The 19,577-nt window shown below is 45.9% G+C and carries 17 protein-coding genes and 1 riboswitch; of the genes, 10 read left to right on the top strand and 7 right to left on the bottom strand.

The window, feature by feature from the left end:
* From J6I68_RS10610 to J6I68_RS10600, 3 genes are all read left to right on the top strand, one after another.
* Positions 1–207: uracil phosphoribosyltransferase (locus tag J6I68_RS10610; protein WP_292220210.1), on the top strand; the 207-nt coding region annotated here is incomplete at its 5' end.
* A gap of 12 nt (positions 208–219) precedes the next feature.
* Entirely contained in the window at positions 220–702 is a 483-nt protein-coding gene (locus tag J6I68_RS10605) for a deoxycytidylate deaminase (RefSeq protein ID WP_292220208.1), read from the top strand.
* A 3-nt stretch (positions 703–705) separates the two neighbouring features.
* Entirely contained in the window at positions 706–1,908 is a 1,203-nt protein-coding gene (locus J6I68_RS10600; RefSeq protein ID WP_292220207.1) for a cell wall hydrolase, read from the top strand.
* A 22-nt stretch (positions 1,909–1,930) separates the two neighbouring features.
* Here J6I68_RS10600 and J6I68_RS10595 read toward each other — a convergent pair whose 3' ends face one another.
* Positions 1,931–2,425, bottom strand: a complete 495-nt coding sequence (locus tag J6I68_RS10595; protein WP_292220206.1) for a DUF402 domain-containing protein — start codon at positions 2,423–2,425, stop codon at positions 1,931–1,933.
* Positions 2,426–2,462: 37 nt separating this feature from the next.
* On the opposite strand from J6I68_RS10595, the gene J6I68_RS10590 reads away from it, so the two are divergent.
* Together J6I68_RS10590 and clpX are read left to right on the top strand one after the other, a co-directional pair.
* Complete coding sequence (locus J6I68_RS10590; protein ID WP_292220204.1) at positions 2,463–5,018, top strand: hypothetical protein; 2,556 nt, start codon at positions 2,463–2,465, stop codon at positions 5,016–5,018.
* A 200-nt stretch (positions 5,019–5,218) separates the two neighbouring features.
* Positions 5,219–6,880, top strand: coding sequence for an ATP-dependent Clp protease ATP-binding subunit ClpX (gene clpX / locus J6I68_RS10585; protein WP_292220202.1), 1,662 nt, complete (start codon positions 5,219–5,221; stop codon positions 6,878–6,880).
* Between the two features lie 47 nt (positions 6,881–6,927).
* On the opposite strand, the gene arcC is transcribed toward clpX, so the two are convergent.
* Complete coding sequence (arcC, locus tag J6I68_RS10580; RefSeq protein ID WP_292220201.1) at positions 6,928–7,866, bottom strand: carbamate kinase; 939 nt, start codon at positions 7,864–7,866, stop codon at positions 6,928–6,930.
* Between the two features lie 86 nt (positions 7,867–7,952).
* Here arcC and J6I68_RS10575 point away from each other — a divergent pair, with 86 nt between their 5' ends.
* Entirely contained in the window at positions 7,953–9,323 is a 1,371-nt protein-coding gene (locus J6I68_RS10575; protein ID WP_292220199.1) for an MATE family efflux transporter, read from the top strand.
* A gap of 23 nt (positions 9,324–9,346) precedes the next feature.
* On the opposite strand, the gene J6I68_RS10570 is transcribed toward J6I68_RS10575, so the two are convergent.
* Genes J6I68_RS10570 through J6I68_RS10555 form a run of 4 tightly spaced genes read right to left on the bottom strand, consistent with a single transcriptional unit; the run spans position 9,347 to position 13,022 of the window.
* A complete protein-coding gene (locus J6I68_RS10570) occupies positions 9,347–11,278 on the bottom strand; it encodes a glycoside hydrolase family 2 protein (protein ID WP_292220197.1) in 1,932 nt (643 codons plus the stop codon).
* A gap of 24 nt (positions 11,279–11,302) precedes the next feature.
* Positions 11,303–12,034: a DUF975 family protein gene (locus tag J6I68_RS10565; RefSeq protein WP_292220195.1), complete on the bottom strand. Its 732-nt coding sequence runs from the start codon at positions 12,032–12,034 to the stop codon at positions 11,303–11,305.
* A 20-nt stretch (positions 12,035–12,054) separates the two neighbouring features.
* Complete coding sequence (locus J6I68_RS10560) at positions 12,055–12,585, bottom strand: hypothetical protein (protein WP_292220193.1); 531 nt, start codon at positions 12,583–12,585, stop codon at positions 12,055–12,057.
* A gap of 29 nt (positions 12,586–12,614) precedes the next feature.
* The gene (locus J6I68_RS10555; protein ID WP_292220192.1) at positions 12,615–13,022 is read right to left on the bottom strand and encodes a hypothetical protein; all 408 of its coding nucleotides are present in this window, start codon (positions 13,020–13,022) and stop codon (positions 12,615–12,617) included.
* 259 nt (positions 13,023–13,281) lie between these two features.
* On the opposite strand from J6I68_RS10555, the gene J6I68_RS10550 reads away from it, so the two are divergent.
* The 3 genes from J6I68_RS10550 to J6I68_RS10540 all read left to right on the top strand — a co-directional run bounded on the left by J6I68_RS10550 (position 13,282) and on the right by J6I68_RS10540 (position 17,895).
* A complete protein-coding gene (locus J6I68_RS10550) occupies positions 13,282–16,020 on the top strand; it encodes a Tex family protein (protein ID WP_292220190.1) in 2,739 nt (912 codons plus the stop codon).
* A gap of 344 nt (positions 16,021–16,364) precedes the next feature.
* The gene (locus J6I68_RS10545) at positions 16,365–17,492 is read left to right on the top strand and encodes an aldo/keto reductase (protein WP_292220189.1); all 1,128 of its coding nucleotides are present in this window, start codon (positions 16,365–16,367) and stop codon (positions 17,490–17,492) included.
* A gap of 22 nt (positions 17,493–17,514) precedes the next feature.
* Positions 17,515–17,895 carry a DUF1284 domain-containing protein gene (locus J6I68_RS10540; RefSeq protein WP_292220188.1) on the top strand — a complete coding sequence of 127 codons (381 nt, stop codon included), beginning with the start codon at positions 17,515–17,517 and terminating at the stop codon, positions 17,893–17,895.
* 222 nt (positions 17,896–18,117) lie between these two features.
* On the opposite strand, the gene J6I68_RS10535 is transcribed toward J6I68_RS10540, so the two are convergent.
* A complete protein-coding gene (locus J6I68_RS10535; protein WP_292220186.1) occupies positions 18,118–18,909 on the bottom strand; it encodes a hypothetical protein in 792 nt (263 codons plus the stop codon).
* Positions 18,910–19,116: 207 nt separating this feature from the next.
* Positions 19,117–19,244, top strand: a riboswitch (SAM riboswitch).
* 210 nt (positions 19,245–19,454) lie between these two features.
* On the opposite strand from J6I68_RS10535, the gene J6I68_RS10530 reads away from it, so the two are divergent.
* A partial coding sequence (locus J6I68_RS10530; protein ID WP_292220211.1) for an S-adenosylmethionine synthetase N-terminal domain-containing protein occupies positions 19,455–19,577 on the top strand: 123 nt, incomplete at its 3' end.

The raw sequence follows: 19,577 nt of genomic DNA, 5'->3' as shown, positions 1-19,577 counted from the left end.
GCAGCTATCCAGATGCTCAAGGACAGAGGCTGCAAAAAGATCCACTTCATGTGCATCATCGCAGCTCCTGAGGGACTTAAGGCTATGCAGGAGGCTCACCCTGACGTAGATATTTATGTGGGCGCTCTCGACGAGAAACTCAATGAACATGGATACATTGTTCCTGGTCTTGGGGATGCAGGAGACAGGATTTTCGGAACCAAGTAAAGGGGGCCACATATGAAAAGAGATGGATACATTTCCTGGGATGAGTACTTTATGGGAGTTGCCAAGCTTGCGGCCATGAGGTCCAAGGATCCCAATACCCAGGTAGGAAGCTGTATTGTCAGTGAAGATAACAACATTCTCTCCATGGGCTACAACGGATTTCCCAAGGGGTGTTCAGATGATGATTTTCCCTGGGAGAGAGAAGGAGACGATGAACTTACTACCAAGTACCCTTTTGTAACTCACAGCGAACTCAATGCTATCCTTAATTATAGAGGCGGGAGCCTGGTTGGCGCCAAGCTCTATGTATCTCTTTTCCCATGTAATGAATGTGCCAAGGCTATCATACAGTCAGGCATAAGGACTGTCGTTTACGACAGCGACAAATACTCAGGCTCACCTGCAACAAGAGCGTCAAAGAGGATGTTCGATGCAGCGGGAGTCAGGTACTATCAGTACCAGCCAAGTGGAAGGAATATCAAGATAACATTATAAGATATGAAAAACGGCATAGTATCAGGCAGAGCAGACAACTTCATAGTGTCTTTTGTAAAGAGGGCTATAGTCTGCATGCTGACAGCCGTTTTGCTTTCCGGGTCTGTGAGCGATACAGTCTATGCCACAGAAACCACCAAGAAGCAGCTTGAGGAAGCCAAGAAGGCCAAGCAGCAGTCCCAGAGCGAACTTGAGGGCACCAAGGACGATATTGCTGAGATGAATGAGGAAAAGAGCTCTCTCCAGGGGCAGCTCAATAACCTTAACACCCAGCTCAGCGAGGTTTCCAGCAATATAGAGCAGCTAGAAGAACAGATAGATGACAAGGAAACAGATATCGAGAATACCCTGATGGAGCTGGATGCAGCAAGGGCCAAGGAGGAAGAGCAGTACGCCTCCATGAAAAAGCGCATACAGTTCATGTATGAGAAGCAGGACAATCTCCTTATTGGAACGCTTTTTGGCTCTACAGGAAGCTTTGCCAATTTCCTTAACCAGAAGGGGTATTTCGAGCAGCTTGCAGCCTATGACCGCAGGATGTTCAACGAATACATGCAAACCCGCCAGTACATCGAGGAAAAAGAGGCTACTCTTGAAGAAGAAAAAGACCAGCTTGAAGAGTACAAGGTCAAGGAACAGGCGGAGCAGAGCAGGGTTTCAGGTCTTGTAAATCAGACATCAGGTTCTATCAAGCAGTATGCCAATGACATTTCAGATGCTGAGGCTAAGGCCAAGGCACTGGAAGATCAGATCAAGGCCCAGGAAGCTGATATCAAGAATCTTGAAGCCAAACTGGCAGAAGAGATGAGGCTGTCCAAGCTTGCCAAGTCATCAACCTGGCGTAATATTTCAGAAGTCTCTTTTGCAGAAGGAGACAGGGCACTACTTGCAAACCTCATATACTGCGAGGCAGGGTCAGAACCCTACGAGGGCAAGGTTGCAGTAGGAGCAGTAGTTATCAACAGAGTTTTAAGCTCTGTTTATCCAGATACAGTTGTGGGAGTTATTTACCAGAACAAACAGTTTTCTCCGGTAGGAAGCGGGCGACTTGCCCTGGCTCTTGCCAATGACCAGGCAACATCCTCATGTTATCAGGCAGCAGATGAAGCCATGAAGGGATATTCAAACGTAGGAAACTGCGTATACTTCAGAACGCCGGTACCAGGGTTATCTGGTATCAACATTGGTGGACACGTATTCTACTGATGGATGTGGGCGTTAGAATTGATCAGCTATTTTGGCCGGCAGCAATAAGCTCCTCAATGGGAGCAGCCAGCGGCTCAATACCATCTGAATAGATTTCATTAAGGAGCCTGTTCAGGGAGAGCAGGCTCTTTTTAAGAAGAGTCTCATCAATGAGGCGCTTTTCAAAGGCCTCGGACAGTTCGTCCAGGTCAACAACGCGGATCTTGCCATCTGGATAGATCTTAACATCTGCCAGAAGATCGATCACAAGGAGCGAGTTCTTTTCGGCATCAAATTCACAGGTAATGATGTCGCAGTACCAACAAAGGAGCGACCCATCACTTTTAATGAACTTGCTTATTTTGTAGCCTCTATCGAGATAGTAGCAGGAATAACCGCTTGAAAGATCACACCGATCGCGAATGGTTTTCCATTTGGTCACAATCATGGTATCGGTGCGTTTAAGAATGACATCGTCTTTTAATTCGACGCATTCATCCGGTATGAAGCGTTTACGAAATAAAGTTAGACTATTCATAGAAAAATAATACTCTTGTGAGAATTGAAAGTCAATTATGCGAGATAAATCAATTAGACTAACAATATTCAAGTCAATATATTTTGTTGTGGTGCTGGTTTTAGCTCTTTTCATTGTGGGCAGATTTTCAGGTGGCGACAATGCAGACATGTCTGCGCCCATGGCCAAGGCAACACTTCCCATTGTAAGCCTTGTATCTGAGGGAAAAGAGGTAAACCCCCTTCACGGATACATCAGCGAGGTGGACCTTAACTACCTTCGTGGGACTATCATGCCTGTGGGAGCCAGCAGAGAAGTCTCCTATCGCATCAACACCTTTGGAAACAAAGTCTGGAACATTGCTTTTGAAGTCAGGAATATCAATGGTTCAAGTCTTGTAGAGAACACTGAGATCACGGACTACCGCGAAAACAGTGACTACATCGAAGGCTCTTTTCAGCTAAAAGATCTTATAACAGGAAATACAGAATATATGCTGGTAATGCTGATGGATACTGAGATTGGCAGAGCCAGATACTATACAAGGTTTGTGTGGACCGAGGATGACAGCAAATACCACATGAACGATGAACTGGATTTTGTCCTTAAGTTTTCTGAGGCCACCTTCAACAAGGAGCAGATGCAGGAATATACCAGATATCTGGAGTCCAATTCTGAAGGGGATAACACCACTTTTAACAAGGTGAACATCCACAGCAGCTTTAACCAGGTGACCTGGGGCGATATGAATATCACAAAGCACACAGAACCTTCAGTCTATGTGACGGATCTTCACGGACAGACTGGCAGCTATAAATTAAGGTACAGGGTTACTGTAAAAGACGGGACTGTGTCAAGGCTTTACAATGTCACGGAAAACTACCGCGTAAGATACACCACGGACAGGCTCTATCTTCTGAATTTTGAGAGGACCATGAATTATATTTTTGATTCAACCTCTTACTCTCTTGGCACCAACAACATAGCCCTTGGTATTTCTGATCCTGAGTTGCAGCTGGTGGAAAGCAGCGGTGGAAGCGCCTTTGCCTTTGTCAGCGAAAACAGGCTCTTTATGTTTAATGGTTCAGAAAACAAACTGGCTTACCTCTTTGGATTTTATGACGTTGATAACGATGACCTAAGGACCAGATGGGACAATCACGCTGTGAAGATCCTGAAGGTTGATGAAGCAGGAAATGTCAGGTTTGCTGTGGCTGGATATATGAACCGCGGTATTCATGAGGGCTGCGTGGGAATTGGAGTTTACGATTACAACACAGCCATCAATGCGGTGGAAGAGATGGCTTTTGTTGAGAGCAAGCAGTCAGCTGAGATCCTTCGAAGCTACGTTGGATCAATAGCCTACCTCAGCAGCAGTGATATCTTTTACGCAATGCTGGATCAGGACATTTATGCAGTGGACCTTGCGGGCAAGTCTGCAAGCTCCGTTGTTGACAATATTGGAGCCGGACAGTACAAGATTTCGGAGTCAGAGAGCACTATTGCATGGCAGAGTGATCTAAAGAGCCTTAGCCTTATGAACCTTAACAACAAGGCCAAGTCCGATATCAAGGCTGAAAATGGCGATAACATAATCCTTTTGGGATTCATGGGTGAGGACCTGGTTTATGGCCTTTGCCATTCCTACGACGTGGGAATAGACAAGATCGGTAATCCGATCTACGCCATGTACAACATAAAGATCGTTGACCTTGATGGAAACACACTGGAGAACTACCATCCAGACGGCGTGTTTGTTACAGGGGTTACCATAAATGGCAATCAGCTGAGGCTCACCAGAGTTGTGAAGGACGAGGAGAGCGGCAGCTTTGTTGCTACCTACGACGATCAGATAATCAGCACCTTAAAGGCTGAGGCTGGCAGCAACACATTATCCGTGCTGTCTGTTGATGTGTTTGAAAAGATCGTTCAGATCACCACCAAGAATGACATCAAGTCCAAGCAGCTCAGAGTTCTTACTCCTAATCAGACACTGTTTGAGGGCACCAGGAATATCGTTCCTGAGATAAACAGGGATGTAAAAGAAAAGCCTTTCTATTACGTGTATGGCCTTGACGGTGAAGTTTCGATCTATACAGATCCCGCAGATGCAGTGTCGGCAGCCTATGACAGGCCAGGTGTGGTTGTGGGAGATGACAACGACTATATCTGGTTTAAGGGTAATCTTCTTCGCTCCAACCAGATCATGTCTATAACAAGAACAGCAGAGAGCTACGAGGACATAACAACCCTTGATCCTACAGTTGTGTGCCTTGACCTGATGCTGAGATTTGAGGGAGTAAACAGAAATGTTGAGGCCCTTAGGGAAGGCGGAGAGAGCGTTACAAGTATTCTTAAAAGTTCGCTCCCTGAGGCTCAGATCCTGGACCTTGATGGATGCCCTATGCAGGCTATGCTCTATTATGTGAATCAGGATCTTCCTGTACTGGTGATGCTCAATGATGGAACTAGCGTGTTGCTGATTGGATTTAATGAACAGAACACAGTGCTGATGAACCCTGTAAATGGACAGGTATACAAGTACGGAATGAACGACAGTGAGAAGCTGTTTGAGGAGAATGGTAATCACTTTATAACGTATGTGAAGAAGTGATTGGGGAGCCACGGGGATAAGACAGGGGGACGGTTCTGTTGTCTTGTTTTATCTTGATAAAATAAGACAACAGAACCGTCCCCCTGTCTTGTCGCCGCGTCGCTCAAGTTTATAAAGAATTAACTTGTATGCAATGAATTTTTAAAATATAATATTCTGCAAGTGGTGTGGTATTCACAGACAATGAATGGAGTACTTATATGACAGATAACAGAAATGACGATATGGACTTTCGCGAAGTTACTGACGATGAGTCCGTAGATATAAAACAGAGAAGTGAAGAGACCAGAGGCAGTGCAGGTTCAGGCAATAGCGATAGCGCAGGCAGCGACAGTACAGGCAGCAGCGACAGCGCAGGAAGCGACAGTACAGGTAGCGGCGACAGCGCTGGCAAGGGCAAGGAAAACGATAACCCCAACATCAGCAGTGCACGCCGTGATGACTACGAGGATGTGTGCTTTGTGTGCAGACGCCCTGAGAGCAAGGCTGGCAAGATGTTCCATCTTCCAAACAATATCTGCATCTGCGATGACTGCATGCACAAGACCATGGACGCTGTTAGCCAGTTTGACTACCAGAACCTGTTAAACAATCCAAACCTTATGAATGAGCTCAACAAGCATAACGGAGGATTCCCTAACTTTGGGTTCTTTAACATGGATGGCATGAAGGGCGATGGGGGCATGAACATGGGTGGCATCCCCAACTCCCAGAAGATCAAGAAAAAGAGTGAGAAGCCTGAAAAACCGGCTTTTGATATCAAGAACATTCCTGCTCCTCACAAGATCAAGGCCAAGCTCGATGAGTATGTGATCGGTCAGGATCAGGCCAAGAAGGTCATGTCTGTTGCGGTTTACAACCACTACAAAAGAGTGGCAACAGATACCATGGATGAGATTGAGATCGAGAAGTCAAACATCCTGCTCCTTGGACCAACAGGTAGCGGCAAGACTTATCTGGTTAAGACACTGGCAAGACTTCTTGATGTGCCTCTTGCGATTGCAGATGCAACCTCTCTTACAGAGGCCGGCTACATCGGCGATGACATTGAGAGCGTAGTAAGTAAGCTCCTTGCGGCAGCAGGCAACGATGTCGAAAAGACAGAACACGGTATTATCTTTATCGACGAGATAGACAAGATCGCCAAAAAGAAAAATACAACTTCAAGGGATGTCAGTGGAGAATCCGTTCAGCAGGGAATGCTCAAGCTCCTTGAGGGTTCAAATGTAGAAGTTCCAGTAGGCGCAGGCAGCAAAAACGCCATGGTTCCTCTGGCTACAGTTAACACCAGGAACATTCTCTTTATCTGCGGCGGAGCTTTCCCGGATCTTGAGGAGATCATTACCCAGAGGCTCAACAAGCAGACTTCCATCGGATTTGACGCAGATCTTAAGGACAAGTATGAGGACGACCCAAATCTTTTGACCAACGTCACCATAGAAGACCTTAAGAAGTTTGGAATGATTCCTGAGTTTTTAGGAAGACTTCCTATCATCTGTACACTTCAGGCTCTGACAAAAGAGATGCTGATAAAGATACTTAAAGAGCCTAAGAATGCTATTTTAAAACAGTATCAAAAGCTCCTTGCTCTTGATGAGGTGGACCTTGAATTTGACGATTCAGCTCTTGAGGCCATTGCAGAAAAGGCTATGGAAAAAGATACCGGAGCAAGAGCTCTTCGTGCTATCATCGAGGAGTTTATGCTGGATATCATGTATGAGATCCCCAAGGATGAGAACATCGGCAAGGTGACCATCACAAGGGATTACATAGAGGGAAAGGCTTCACCACTTATTGAGATAAGAGGCGACAGTGTTCCCAAATTACCTAAGTTTAATACAGAAGCAGCAACAAGTGTTTAAGGCAAAAAATAGGACCAGTTGAGGAGTCAACTGGTCTGTTTGTTTGGTTATGCGTAGGTGATGAAGGTTCCTGCCTTGCCCTTAAGCGCATCAGCAACTGAGCTGATGGAGGTAATGAGAACTGAGCCTTCGTGGTTGCTCTCTAGGAACTCGATGGCAGCCTCAATCTTGGGAAGCATATCAACTTCACCAAACTCGCCCTCAGTGATGTATTTACGGGCCTCAGCCACAGTCATCTTAAGGATTGGTTCCTCCTCTGGAGTTTCAAAGTTCTTGTAAACGTAAGGAACTGATGTTAAGATAATAAGCCTATCGGATTTAAGATCTGCAGCAAGCTTACCTGCGATGGCATCTTTTTCGATGACAGCAGAAGCTCCTTTAAGGACGTGGCCCTGCTCGATAACAGGGATTCCGCCGCCGCCACAGGCGATGACTTCCTGACCTGCATCCACAAGGGCTCTTATGGCATCAATCTCTACGATGTCGATGGGCTTGGGAGCTGCGATGATCCTGCGATAGCCTTTACCAGGCTCTTCCTTTACGAAGTTACCTTTTTTGACCTCGTTATCAGCATCTTCCTTGGACATGTTTCTTCCGATGGCCTTGGTTGGCGCATAGAAAGCCTCATCGTATGGGTCTACAGTAACCTGTGTTAAAATAGTACTTACAGGGGTAGATATACCTCTGCTTGTGAGCTCAGTTTTTAAAGAGTTCTGGATGTCGTATCCGACGTAACCCTGGCTCATGGCGCTGCATACGCACATAGGAGCTGCAGTGTAATCGATGTATATTCTGTGGAGCTCTGTCATGGCCTTGTGAATCATGCTGACCTGTGGACCATTGCTGTGAGTGATGATAAGCTGGTAACCAGCCTCGATCAGGTCTGCCAGAGCTCTGGCAGTGATTTTAGTGGCGTTCATCTGTTCATTGGTAGTTACTCCAAGCGCCTCATGGCCAAGAGAAACTACTGCTTTTACGTTTTCCATTTTGCCTGCCTTCCGTTTATTTAGATTTGGTAGATATAGCTATTTTACCGCAATTACAGGCTTTTTGGAAGAAAGATTGGAATATTATGAAGAAATCTTCAACTATCAAAGACTTAACTGTAGGAAATCCAATGTCCCTTATTTTGGGATTTGCCCTTTCGCTGTTCTGGGGAATGCTTTTTCAACAGATGTACAACATCATTGATACAGCCATAGTTTCCTGGTTTATTGGAAAAGAGGCCTACACAGGCGTGGGTACTACCGGTGCCATCAACTTCCTGATCATGGGATTTTGTATGGGCGTCTGCAACGGCTTTGCAATACCTGTAGCCCAGAGATTTGGAGCAAGGGACTATAAGAGCATGAGAAAGTTCGTTTCCCATGCCATCATCCTGTGCTGCATCTTTGCTGCAGTGATGACTTTCTTTGTGAGCCTGTTCTGCAGGCAGATCCTTACAGCAATGAATACTCCAGCTGACGTATTTGAGTATGCTTACAAGTACATAATCGTGATTTTCCTTGGTATTCCTGTAACTTATATGTACAACCTTTTGTCAGGTATCATCAGGGCTCTGGGAGACAGCAAGCATCCGGTGCAGTTCCTTATAATCGCATCTATCATCAACATCGGACTGGATCTTCTTTTTATCATCCCATTCCACATGGGTATCACTGGAGCAGCTCTGGCAACAGTCATATCACAGCTGATATCCGGTATCATGTGCCTTGTGTTTATTGTGAAAAAGATTGAGCTTTTGCACCTTCAGAAAGAAGACTGGGAGCTTGACCGTTCTCACTTCCACATCCTTATGAACATGGGTGTGCCAATGGGACTTCAGTATTCAATTACAGCAATTGGAAGTGTCATATTGCAGATCGCAATAAACAGTCTTGGAACAGACGCGGCAGCAGCCGTTACCACAGCCCAGAAGGTGGGCATGTTCTTCTGCATACCATTTGACGCCCTGGGTTCAACCATGGCCACCTACGGCGGACAGAACGTCGGTGCAAAAAAGATCGAGCACCTTCAGCAGGGCCTTGTCGCTGCAGTAAAACTTGGATGTGGCTACGCCATTGCAGCATTTATTGTCCTATATTTCTTTGGCAGAACCTTTGCAATGATCTTCCTGGATTCAGGAGACACTGCCTGCCTGGATAATGCCCACCTGTACCTTACTATCAACGCGGCCTTCTACATCCCGCTGGCCCTTGTAAATATCGTAAGATTCCTTATCCAGGGCATGGGCTTTTCTATGTTCGCAGTTCTTGCTGGAGTCATGGAGATGATCGGAAGAACCCTTGTTGCAGTAGTCCTTGTTCCTATCTTTGGATTCCCTGCAATATGCTTTGCCAGCCCCATCGCCTGGATACTGGCAGACGCCTTCCTTATCCCTGCGTACATCTCCGTCAAGAACAAACTCAAGAGAATCTTTAGCGGACAGGTAGAAACCTACTAAATAAGATACGGGGCGGTTCTGTTTTATTTCACGATATCGGGATTGATCTTAGTAATCCTGCGATCGTAGGTCATAAGTCCGTTGACCTCTTCTTCCACGTCGCTGACCTGAGTGTAGACGGCGCCGGATAAGCCCTTGGCGATCAGGGGCTTCATATCACCATTTATGAGATTGTAGTATGCGACACCTAGTTCGTCTAAGGTGTCGTATTTTTTATAGCCGTAAATGCGGTCCACGCTGCTGTGACCGTCGACGTGGCAGGCGAGGCCGCCGTACTCTGAGATCACGAAGGCGCGGTTGTTGCTGTTTACCTCAACGGTAAGAGGTCGGAAGTAGTTGTGGACGCTCCTGAAGTGTCCGCTGCCCTCGTCAAACCAGCCGCTGGCCTGGTCTATTGGACGGGTAGGATCAAGCTCTTTTGCCAAAATAGTGGCACCTGCCGCGTTGAACTGTCCCCAGCCCTCGTTGAAGAGGCACCAGGTGGCGATGCTGGGCACGTTGTAGAGATAGTGGATGGTGTTCTGCATCTCCCTTAGCCACTCGCTGCGACCTTCCGCGCTTCCGCGGGAGAAGGTCTTGTAGTGGGAAGGTCCGTCGGACATTCTGCCAAATACCTTTGGGAAAAGAGTGGGCAGGTATGACACAACGGGCTTGGCGTAAGATGAGCCGCCGCTTACCATGTCCTGCCAAACTATCATACCAAGGCGGTCGCAGTGGTAGTACCACCTTGCGGACTCAACCTTGATGTGCTTGCGCATCATGTTAAAGCCGAGGCGCTTCATCTCTTTGATATCAAACATCAGTGCCTCGTCTGATGGGGCGGTGTAAAGGCCGTCTGGCCAGTAGCCCTGGTCAAGGACACCCATCAAAAAGTATGGCTCATGGTTTAAGCAGAACCTGTAAATACCGTCCTTATCCATGTCCACTGAGTAGAACCTCATGGCAAAGTAGGACTGAACGTGATCTTCGCCGCAGGTTATGTGGAGAGGATAAAGGTATGGATCTTCCGGGCTCCACAGATGGGGCTCGTCGATGGTGAACTCGAAGTGGTAGTAGCTTGGATGATGCTCTGCCAGATCGCTGTCTAAAGGGTATGTATCTGAGGAAAAAGAGCTGTCGACTAAAAGCTCTGCTTCCTGAGGAACGCTATCATCTGGTGATTTCACCATCTCGTGACCAGGGAACTTCACTGTCACAGTTGATGGCTTGTTGGTTGAAACAATGATGGAAAGACTCTTAAGGTCACTGCCTGGGGTGATGCGAAGCTGTCTTATATAGGTTTCTGGAACTTCCTCAATCCACACAGTCTGCCAGATACCGCTCTGACAGGTGTAATACATTCCGCCCCGGTGCAGCGTCTGCTTTCCCCTTGAGTGGTAGCTGGAGTCGCTTGAGTCTGTTACTCGGAGTGAAAGCGTGTTGCCTTCGAAAGCTCTTTTGCCATCGTCGTAATTCAAAAAATCTGTAATATCAAAAGTAAAGGGAAGGTAGCCTCCGCTGTGGGAGCCCACAAGCCTGCCGTTGACATATACGTCTGCCACCTGATCTACTGCACCAAAGTGAAGAAGAAATCTGGAGGCATCCGTTGTTCTATTTAAAGCAGGGATATCTCTTTTGTACCAAAGGAAATCTTCAGGATTAAGGCGTCTCTCAACGCCAGAGAGCATAGCTTCCGGAGAAAAAGGCACAAGAATAAGCCCGTCCATCTCGGCGGGAATCTCATCAGAAAAAGTTGCGTTCAGGGAATCGTTATCGAAATCCGCAGGCTTTGAAATGATGCTGTAGTCCCAGTGTCCGTTAAGGTTTATGTAGCTGTCCCTTACGAACTGAGGACGGGGATATTCCTTTAATACGTTGTCAGGATTAAGGCTCTCTCCCCAGGGGGTGTAGAGCCTGTTTAAAACGTCGTCCTCGTGGGGCTTGTCGATACTCTTAATTGCATCAATCAGGTCCATATCAATCAAAACCTCGCTAAAAAATTAGTCCACAACTTGTGTGTCGCCTGCGCAGGAAATGAGATCCTGATAGAAGGCGCAGGTGGTGGCATATCTGTAAACGCTGACCCAGAGAATGGGCACAAACAGTGCGATCGCTCCAAGGATGTACAGGGGGATAAAAGAGACATTCAGGTAAAAGAGTCTGAACTTGTTGCCTCTCATGAGACGCCTGCTGGTGGCCAGCAGCTCTTTTGCCGAGCGGTCAGGAAAATCATGTAAAAGGAAAAATGCCTGGGAGTAAACCAGGTATACGAAGATATCGATGAAAAGCCCAATTGCCCAGGACACAAGCACAAGTGCCATGAGATCCGGCGTCTGGCTGCGAGTGTACATGATCAGGAAAATCTGGGAAGGAAGTGAAACAACAAAGTCCACAAGGACAAAGACTGCCTGGATGATAACGGCCTTTTGTGAGTTCTGGCGAAGACCGTAAAAGACATCTGATGTGGCCACGTTCTGGGAGTACAAAAGGTTCATATAAAGATAAGCCTTGCCGGACATAAGGAGTCCTAAAAGGATGCTGACAATAATGGATATTAAGCTGTTGATCACGATAAGGATGATGCTGCCACCACTTGATACTGTAGTGATGGTCATTGCCAGGATCTGAATGGCAAGGATGAGAAGGTTGGCACCTATGAGGGTACCATACCGTCCCAGAGACTTCTCTTTTGCAATGCCCTTAAGCTGCGTAGTGGTCTTGTAAGTGTTCATTGAAATAAATGCTCCCCACCTTATCCGGCGAGGTCAACGTTTGCACCCAAAAGCCCCTGCTTGTTCATGGCTTTTTTCGCCTTGGTATAAGGATTATCCTCATTGCTGTATTGTATCTTGGTGGCTGTTTCGCCGCCGGCGACGTAGGTGCGTCCGCATTCCGGGCACACTGCGGTCTTGATTGAAACTGAAGCCTGAAGGACCTTACCGTTGTTCTGGGCAGCGTCCTTGTAGGCGTTACTTACGTGCTCTGCCTCATGGCCGCGAACTCTTGCTGCTGCGGCTCTGGGGTCGATGTGCTGTGCTGATTTGAAAGAAACCATTTCATCGGAGCCGTCCTGATACTTGCGGTTCTTGCAGGTCTCGCACTCGGCGGGAGAAACTCTTTTGCCAGGATTGGCCTTGGTGGACTCGCCTGGATTGAGAATGGCCTTGGCGCCTTCTGCCTCATGGGCCGTTCCTGTACCTGTCATGCCAGCGCCGTATGCGCCCTGATATGCTGTGTATCCGCTACTTACTGCTCCGTTTGCAATTGCACCAATAATACTCATAGGCACCTCTTTTCATGCAAGGGGCTTGGTCAGTTGTCTATTGTGACACCAAGTTCCTCAAGCATTTCGTCAAAGCTGACACCGTTCATCTGCTCTGACATTGTGTTCAGCTGAGCTCGCAATTGCGGGTCAGTGAAAACCTTGTAAACATCATATGCGAAAACACCATAACCTATAACTATTCCAAGTGTCCCGTAGAGAATGGCTTTTTTCGCCTGAGGCAGGAGCCTTTCCATGGTACCTTTGCTCAGGATGGCCATGATGATCGCAACGCCTCCAAGGACAACCCCGAAGTTTAGTACAAAACAAAGGGGGATGGAAATAAGACCCAGCACAAGAGCAGTACCTGCAAGCTTCACATGCTGATCCAGCTCATTGTGGGCGCGATTATAGTTATAGTTGTTGTAGTAATAATCGCCGTTTTCGTTTTCACCCATCAAAACTTTTCCTCAATTCCTCATTCTTACTACAGATTTTACTATATTTATGGCTGTTTTTCAATGTTTGCGGGGGCTTGTGGCGGGTTGGGAAAAGAGCTTTTGGCGAAAGACGGGGAAGTGTTGCAAGGCTTGAAAATGGGGCATATGCATTGGTATAATATTGAGAGTGTGTGACTGTTTATAGAAAATTAAGGTAATTTTTTTGCCAGTTTAATGAGCAGTACATAGTAATAGGTGTTTTTGGAGAGGTTTTTGTATGGATATTGTTTTAAAGATCAAAGAGGAACTTAAGGTTGAGAAATGGCAGGTTGAGGCGGCCATCAAGCTCATTGACGAGGGCAACACTATCCCTTTTATTTCCAGGTATAGAAAAGAGGTCACTGGCTCTTTAAATGACGAGCAGCTCCGTAACCTGGATGAGAGACTTAAGTACCTTAGAAGCCTTGAGGAGAGAAGAGAAGCAGTTCTTGCTTCAATTGAAGAACAGGGCAAGATGACTGACGAACTGCGTGCTAAGATCGTGGCTGCAGAGACTATGGTAGCTATCGAGGATCTTTATCTTCCATACAGGCCAAAGAGAAAGACAAGGGCTTCAATTGCAAGGGAGAAGGGACTTGAGCCACTTTCACAGATCCTTCTTGCTCAGGAGACAAGTAGGCCCCTTCAGGAGGAGGCAGCAGCCTTCATCGACGAAGAAAAAGGTGTAAGTGACGCTGCAGAGGCTCTTCAGGGAGCCATGGACATCATCGCTGAGGATGTTTCAGACAATGCAGATTTCCGTACATATATAAGAGAAGCAACCATGGAGCATGGTCTTCTTACAAGTAAGGCCAAGGATGAGAAGGCGCAGTCAGTTTATGAGATGTATTACGACTACGAAGAGCCTATCGAGAAGGTCCTTGGACACAGAGTTCTGGCCCTTAACAGGGGCGAGGCTGAGAAGTTCCTTGTGGTTAAGATTGAAGCGCCCAAGGAGCAGATTCTTCAGTACCTCAATAAGAAGATGCTCAAAAGCGACAACCCAATCACAACTCCTGTGATCGAGGAGATCAACGAGGATGCCTACGACAGGCTTATTGCTCCTGCTATCGAAAGAGATATCAGAAATGAGCTTACAGAGAAGGCTGAAGACGGCGCTATCTCTGTATTTGGCAAGAACTTAACCCAGCTCCTTATGGCGCCTCCAATTGCAGGTAAGACTGTTCTTGGATGGGACCCTGCTTTCAGGACCGGATGCAAGCTTGCCGTTGTTGATGCAACAGGTAAGGTCCTTGATACTAAGGTCATCTATCCTACTGCTCCTCAGAACAAGGTTGAAGAGTCCAAGGTTGAGCTTAAAAAGCTCATCGATAAATACAATGTAGATCTTATCTCTGTTGGTAATGGTACAGCTTCACGTGAGTCAGAGCAGGTTATCGTTGAGCTGATAAAAGAGCTGGACAGACCCGTTCAGTACGTCATCGTAAACGAGGCTGGTGCTTCCGTATATTCAGCAAGTAAGCTTGCAACAGAGGAGTTCCCTCAGTTCGATGTTGGACAGAGGTCAGCTGCTTCGATTGCAAGAAGACTTCAGGATCCTCTTGCAGAGCTTGTTAAGATCGATCCCAAGTCAATCGGTGTTGGTCAGTATCAGCACGACATGAACCAGAAGAAGCTTGGCGAAACCCTTGAGGGTGTAGTCGAGGACTGTGTTAACAAGGTCGGTGTTGACCTTAACACAGCGTCAGCACCACTTCTTCAGTATATTTCAGGTATCAGCAAGGTTATTGCAAAAAATATTGTTGATTACAGGGAAGAGAACGGTAAGTTCAAGAGCCGCGCAGAGCTCCTTAACGTTCCTAAGCTTGGACCTAAGGCCTATGAGCAGTGCGCAGGGTTCCTCAGGATCGCTGACGGCGAAAATCCTCTTGATGCAACCAGCGTTCACCCTGAGTCCTACGAAGCTACACTTAAGCTCATGGACAAGCTTGGCATAACTTTCGATGATGTAAGAGCCGCTCAGAAGAATGCTGCCAAGGCTGCTTTAGAGAAGCCAAAGAGCGAGGGCAGTGACAGACCAAAGCCTGTCAAGAAGCCCAAGCAGGTAGTTATCAGAAATACAAGTACTGCAATGGGAGCAGCTCTAGCAGCAGCCCTTGCAGGATCAGATCTTGCAGTTGTGGATGATGGTGCTGACAATTGCCGTGGCAAAGGCGGTAACGGCGCTGGTAACGGCGCTGCTGGTGCAGGAAATGGCGCTGGAGCAAGTGCTGGCGCTGGTGCTGCAGGAAGCCTTTCCAAGAAGGTAACAGAGGCTGAGAAAAAGAAACTTTCAGAGGAGCTTGGAATTGGTGAGATCACTCTTACTGATATTCTCTCAGAGCTTGAGAAACCATCTAGAGATCCTCGTGAGAACATGCCTGCTCCTATCCTTAGAAGCGACGTTCTTGATATGAAGGACTTAAAGCCTGGCATGATCTTAAAGGGCACAGTCAGAAACGTAATCGACTTTGGCTGTTTCGTAGATATAGGTGTTCACCAGGATGGACTGGTTCACATCTCACATATAACAGACAAGTTCATCAAGCATCCTCTTGAAGCTGTCAGCGTTGGCGATATTGTTGATGTTCAGGTTCTTGATGTTGAGCTTGATAAAAAGAGAATTTCCCTTACAATGAAGCTTGGAGATCCAGCCAAGGTGGCAGCAGAGGCAGCAGCCAAGGCAGCTCAGAGACCAGCGCCTAAGGCAGCTAGCGCTCCAGAAAAGAAAGTTGCTCCCAAGAAGACTTCCGTAGTTCAGCAGGTTGCTGAGGCAAGTGGAGTAACCAAGAAGCCTGCAGTTAAGAAGGCAGCAGGTACGGCAGCAAGTGCAGGTTCCACCGGAGCAGCTAAGCCTGCCGTGGATGCAGGTGCAGCAAAGCGTCCAGCTCCAGCAGGCGATGCCGCTGGGAACGAGGCTCCAAAGAAGTTTAAGAAAAAGGGTATCGTTATCTTTAGGGGTAACGCTAATGACTGATCAAGTTTTCACCCATGCAGCGTGCTGCATGGGTGTATTTTATTAAGGGTTATCGTATTATACATTTTGTGTTATTTGATTGTTTGTTATATGGCGAAATCTTGATTATGCTCGCTTTTTACGGAAAGTGTACTAGCAAGACACTGTATTGAGGTTGATTTTCTATGGCTAATGCAAAGAAATGGGATTAATCGCCATAGAAAAATGATGATTTAACACCAAATTGAGCAGACTTTCTGTTATTTTTTGCTGTACTTCAAAAAAGCCATAGAAAATACCATTAGGGCTATGGCAAAATAAACATAAACTGTTAACGACCTGTATTCTTTCAAATAGGAGATCTTATGAAAAAACTTGGCTTTGGAACAATGAGATTACCTCTGCTTAACCCTGATGATGCGGCGTCAATTGACATCCCGCAGTTCAAGAAAATGGCAGATGTGTTCATGGGACGTGGATTCACATATTTTGATACCGCTTATCCATATCACCAGGAACACTCCGAGGAAGCAGTACGAGAAGCTGTCGTAAAGAGATTTCCAAGAGATAGCTTTGTTCTTGCTGATAAAATGCCAATTCTTAGGGTTACTAAATCCGAGGACTACCAGGTCTTTTTTGACGAACAATTAAAACGCTGTGGAGTAGAATATTTCGACTATTACCTCCTTCACAACCTCGGCAGAGACAGATACGTAAATACTGAGAAGTGCGGTGGATTTCCTTTTATAGAAAAACTCAAGAGAGAAGGCTATGTAAAGAACATCGGTTTTTCCTTCCATGATGATGCACAGACTCTTGACAAGATCCTGACCGACCATCCGGAGGTTGACTTTGTACAGCTGCAGATAAACTATCTTGACTGGGATAGCATCGCGATCCAGTCAGGAGCCTGCTATGAAATTGCCAAAAAGCACGGCAAAAAAATCATGGTAATGGAGCCCATTAAAGGCGGCACTTTGGCAAATCTTCCTGAAGCAGCCATGGAAAAGTTTAATTCTTTCTATAGCTCTTTTGGCGACGACGCCCTGACCCCAGCATCCCTTGCCATCAGATATGCCGCGTCCCTCAATGATGTGCAGGTAGTACTAAGCGGTATGAGCGATATTAACCAGCTCGACAACAACACAACCTACATGCAGGATTTTAAGCCACTTTCAGAGGATGAATATAAACTTGTTGATGAGATTACTGAAATTCTAGGCAGCGCCGGGACCATCCAGTGCACCAGCTGCCACTACTGCCTTGAGGTTTGCCCAAAGAACATCAACATTCCTGAGTACTTTGGCCTTTACAACATGCACGCAGTTACCGGCAAGAAATCCAACATGTATTATGAGCGATTCTCCATGAATCATGGGAAGGCTTCCGAGTGCGTCAAGTGCGGTCTCTGTGAAAATAACTGTCCCCAGCACATAAATATCAGAGAGCGCCTTGAAGATTTCGCGACACTCTACGAACAGGAAGAAAAATGAAAGTGACAGGAAGATAATAGTTATGAGTATTTGCTTAAGGCCCCATCATGGAATGTGTTTTCAGTTCTATGAAGGCAAGGGATACAGTGAAGATTTTACCGACCACATGGGACGGGTTATAAGGAAGTGTGAAGAAAAGCCAGACCAACCGATCACTCTTACATGCAGCACCGACGTGGTCTGCAAGAATTGTCCTAATAATGAATCTGGAACCTGCACCACTGAAGACAAGGTGCAAAGGTATGACAGTGAAGTTCTTAAGGCTTGCGGACTTGAGGATGGATCAGAAATTTCCTACAAGGAGTTTTTAATGCTAGTTAAAAAGCATGTGATAGATAGCGGAAAGCGCAAAGAGATTTGCGGCGACTGTAGCTGGGATTACATCTGCAGCAAGAATGGATGATCTAAAATAGTTTTAAGCAGGCATTATTGATAGATGATTCTATGGTGATGATGTACTTTTTGTTTGTTTAACAGAAAATCAAAACTATTGGTACCTATAGCAAAGTCTTTTTCCGTATTAAATATTAATAAATGAAAATCACCATAGAAAAAATTCAAAACCAAGCTTGATGAAAGTGGATATTCCGTATGGATAGTGGAAGATTGCAAATCGCCATAGAATTTAAAGAAAATACTTCTTGACGACTTCTTCTGCATCTAGATAACTAAAGGGACGGGCCTTATCCTCAAATGTCAAAATGAGATCATGCCCTGGTAGATAGCCGGCCCTCAAATAGTGTATCATTTTAAACTCTATCGTCTGCTGGTAGTTTGTCTTGTCAGATAACCCTAAGTGCTCCCATAGCTTTATCTCTTTAGTCTTGGGGTGAAGAACAGTGAAGTCAGTGGCGATCGAATGCCCATCAATATCGTGTATTTCTTCATACCTATATGGAATCTGATGCGAAAAGAGAACCTGAGCAATCATGGCTTCAGACTTTGAGCGGACAAGATCACCCTTTGGGGCAGGAATTATCAGATGCTTTGGGTAATCAGTACTTTTGTTATATTCAAGGTACTCCCACTCTTTTCCTTTAAAATCATTGCTACATAAAAGCTCATGATATGGAGAATTATCATCTAGTAAAGCTGTGTATTTTTCAGCTTTTCGGTGACATAAGAAATAATTAACGCACTGTAATTCATTGTATTTATCATCGAGAAGCGATTTGATGAACTTCTTTCTTGCTAAATTGCTGGCTTCTTCAAGGTGATTTTTCCTTGATAGTGATGTGCGCGTCCTCGTTCCGGACTTTTCTATTTGTTTGTACCAGGAAAAATAAGCTTTTCCATTTTTGATTGTACGGTTGTAGATGATCGTTCCTTCAGGCATGGCCTTAAGCTCCTCTTCAAACTTTGCAATCTCGTCCTCCAGCAATTTCTTGCGCTCCAAATAATATTCAATTTGATCCAATTACTATTTTCCTTTCTGTTAAAAGATATTTCTAAGTGATAAAATTCTGCGAAATGCAGTAGTAAAAAAGAAATGACAGAACGTCGATAACGACTATATCAAAAAAGATAAAAATAATCAATTGCCCTATTGCTTTTATTGGCGACATAATGTATCATCATAGAACGGACATGAGATATTGTGTCTGAATGGTATATTGTAACTGTTCTCTTATTCAGAGTGGTGGAGGTACATAGGACCTATGAAGCCACGGCAACCCCTTGATCAGTCAGGAAGGTGCCAACCTGAGCGTGCAACTGCATAGCACAAAGCTATGACACAACGAGCAATAAGAGGATCTGAGAGTCAATCAGTTCCGCTTGTTTGTGCACGCAACAAGCGGATTTTTTGCGCAATAAGGCAGAGGCGTGCATCAAGAATGATTCATGCATTCATGCAAATGAATTATTCTTGATATACGCCGAGCTATGCGAACGAGGAATCGCGAAGCGATTTCGAGTCTGCCTTATTTCGCGCAGTGTCTTCGAACACAGAAAGGAAACAAAATGGATAAGTTTATTTTCACATCAGAGTCAGTAACAGAGGGACATCCCGACAAGATCTGCGACAACATTTCTGACGCAATCCTTGATGCCTGCATGGCACAGGATCCTATGAGCCGTGTAGCT

The sequence above is a fragment of the Butyrivibrio sp. genome, assembly GCF_017940685.1.
Classification (GTDB): Bacteria; Bacillota; Clostridia; order Lachnospirales; family Lachnospiraceae; genus Butyrivibrio.
This window is presented reverse-complemented; position numbering and strand designations above follow the sequence as displayed.

Coding starts and splice junctions, on each gene's coding strand:
- J6I68_RS10560 (WP_292220193.1), bottom strand. CDS start 12,585: ATGAGTATTATTGGTGCAATTGCAAACGGAGCAGTAAGTAGCGGATAC.
- J6I68_RS10540 (WP_292220188.1), top strand. CDS start 17,515: ATGAGTATTTGCTTAAGGCCCCATCATGGAATGTGTTTTCAGTTCTAT.
- J6I68_RS10590 (WP_292220204.1), top strand. CDS start 2,463: ATGCGAGATAAATCAATTAGACTAACAATATTCAAGTCAATATATTTT.
- J6I68_RS10605 (WP_292220208.1), top strand. CDS start 220: ATGAAAAGAGATGGATACATTTCCTGGGATGAGTACTTTATGGGAGTT.
- clpX (WP_292220202.1), top strand. CDS start 5,219: ATGACAGATAACAGAAATGACGATATGGACTTTCGCGAAGTTACTGAC.
- J6I68_RS10570 (WP_292220197.1), bottom strand. CDS start 11,278: ATGGACCTGATTGATGCAATTAAGAGTATCGACAAGCCCCACGAGGAC.
- arcC (WP_292220201.1), bottom strand. CDS start 7,866: ATGGAAAACGTAAAAGCAGTAGTTTCTCTTGGCCATGAGGCGCTTGGA.
- J6I68_RS10565 (WP_292220195.1), bottom strand. CDS start 12,034: ATGAACACTTACAAGACCACTACGCAGCTTAAGGGCATTGCAAAAGAG.
- J6I68_RS10600 (WP_292220207.1), top strand. CDS start 706: ATGAAAAACGGCATAGTATCAGGCAGAGCAGACAACTTCATAGTGTCT.
- J6I68_RS10555 (WP_292220192.1), bottom strand. CDS start 13,022: ATGGGTGAAAACGAAAACGGCGATTATTACTACAACAACTATAACTAT.
- J6I68_RS10545 (WP_292220189.1), top strand. CDS start 16,365: ATGAAAAAACTTGGCTTTGGAACAATGAGATTACCTCTGCTTAACCCT.
- J6I68_RS10595 (WP_292220206.1), bottom strand. CDS start 2,425: ATGAATAGTCTAACTTTATTTCGTAAACGCTTCATACCGGATGAATGC.
- J6I68_RS10550 (WP_292220190.1), top strand. CDS start 13,282: ATGGATATTGTTTTAAAGATCAAAGAGGAACTTAAGGTTGAGAAATGG.
- J6I68_RS10575 (WP_292220199.1), top strand. CDS start 7,953: ATGAAGAAATCTTCAACTATCAAAGACTTAACTGTAGGAAATCCAATG.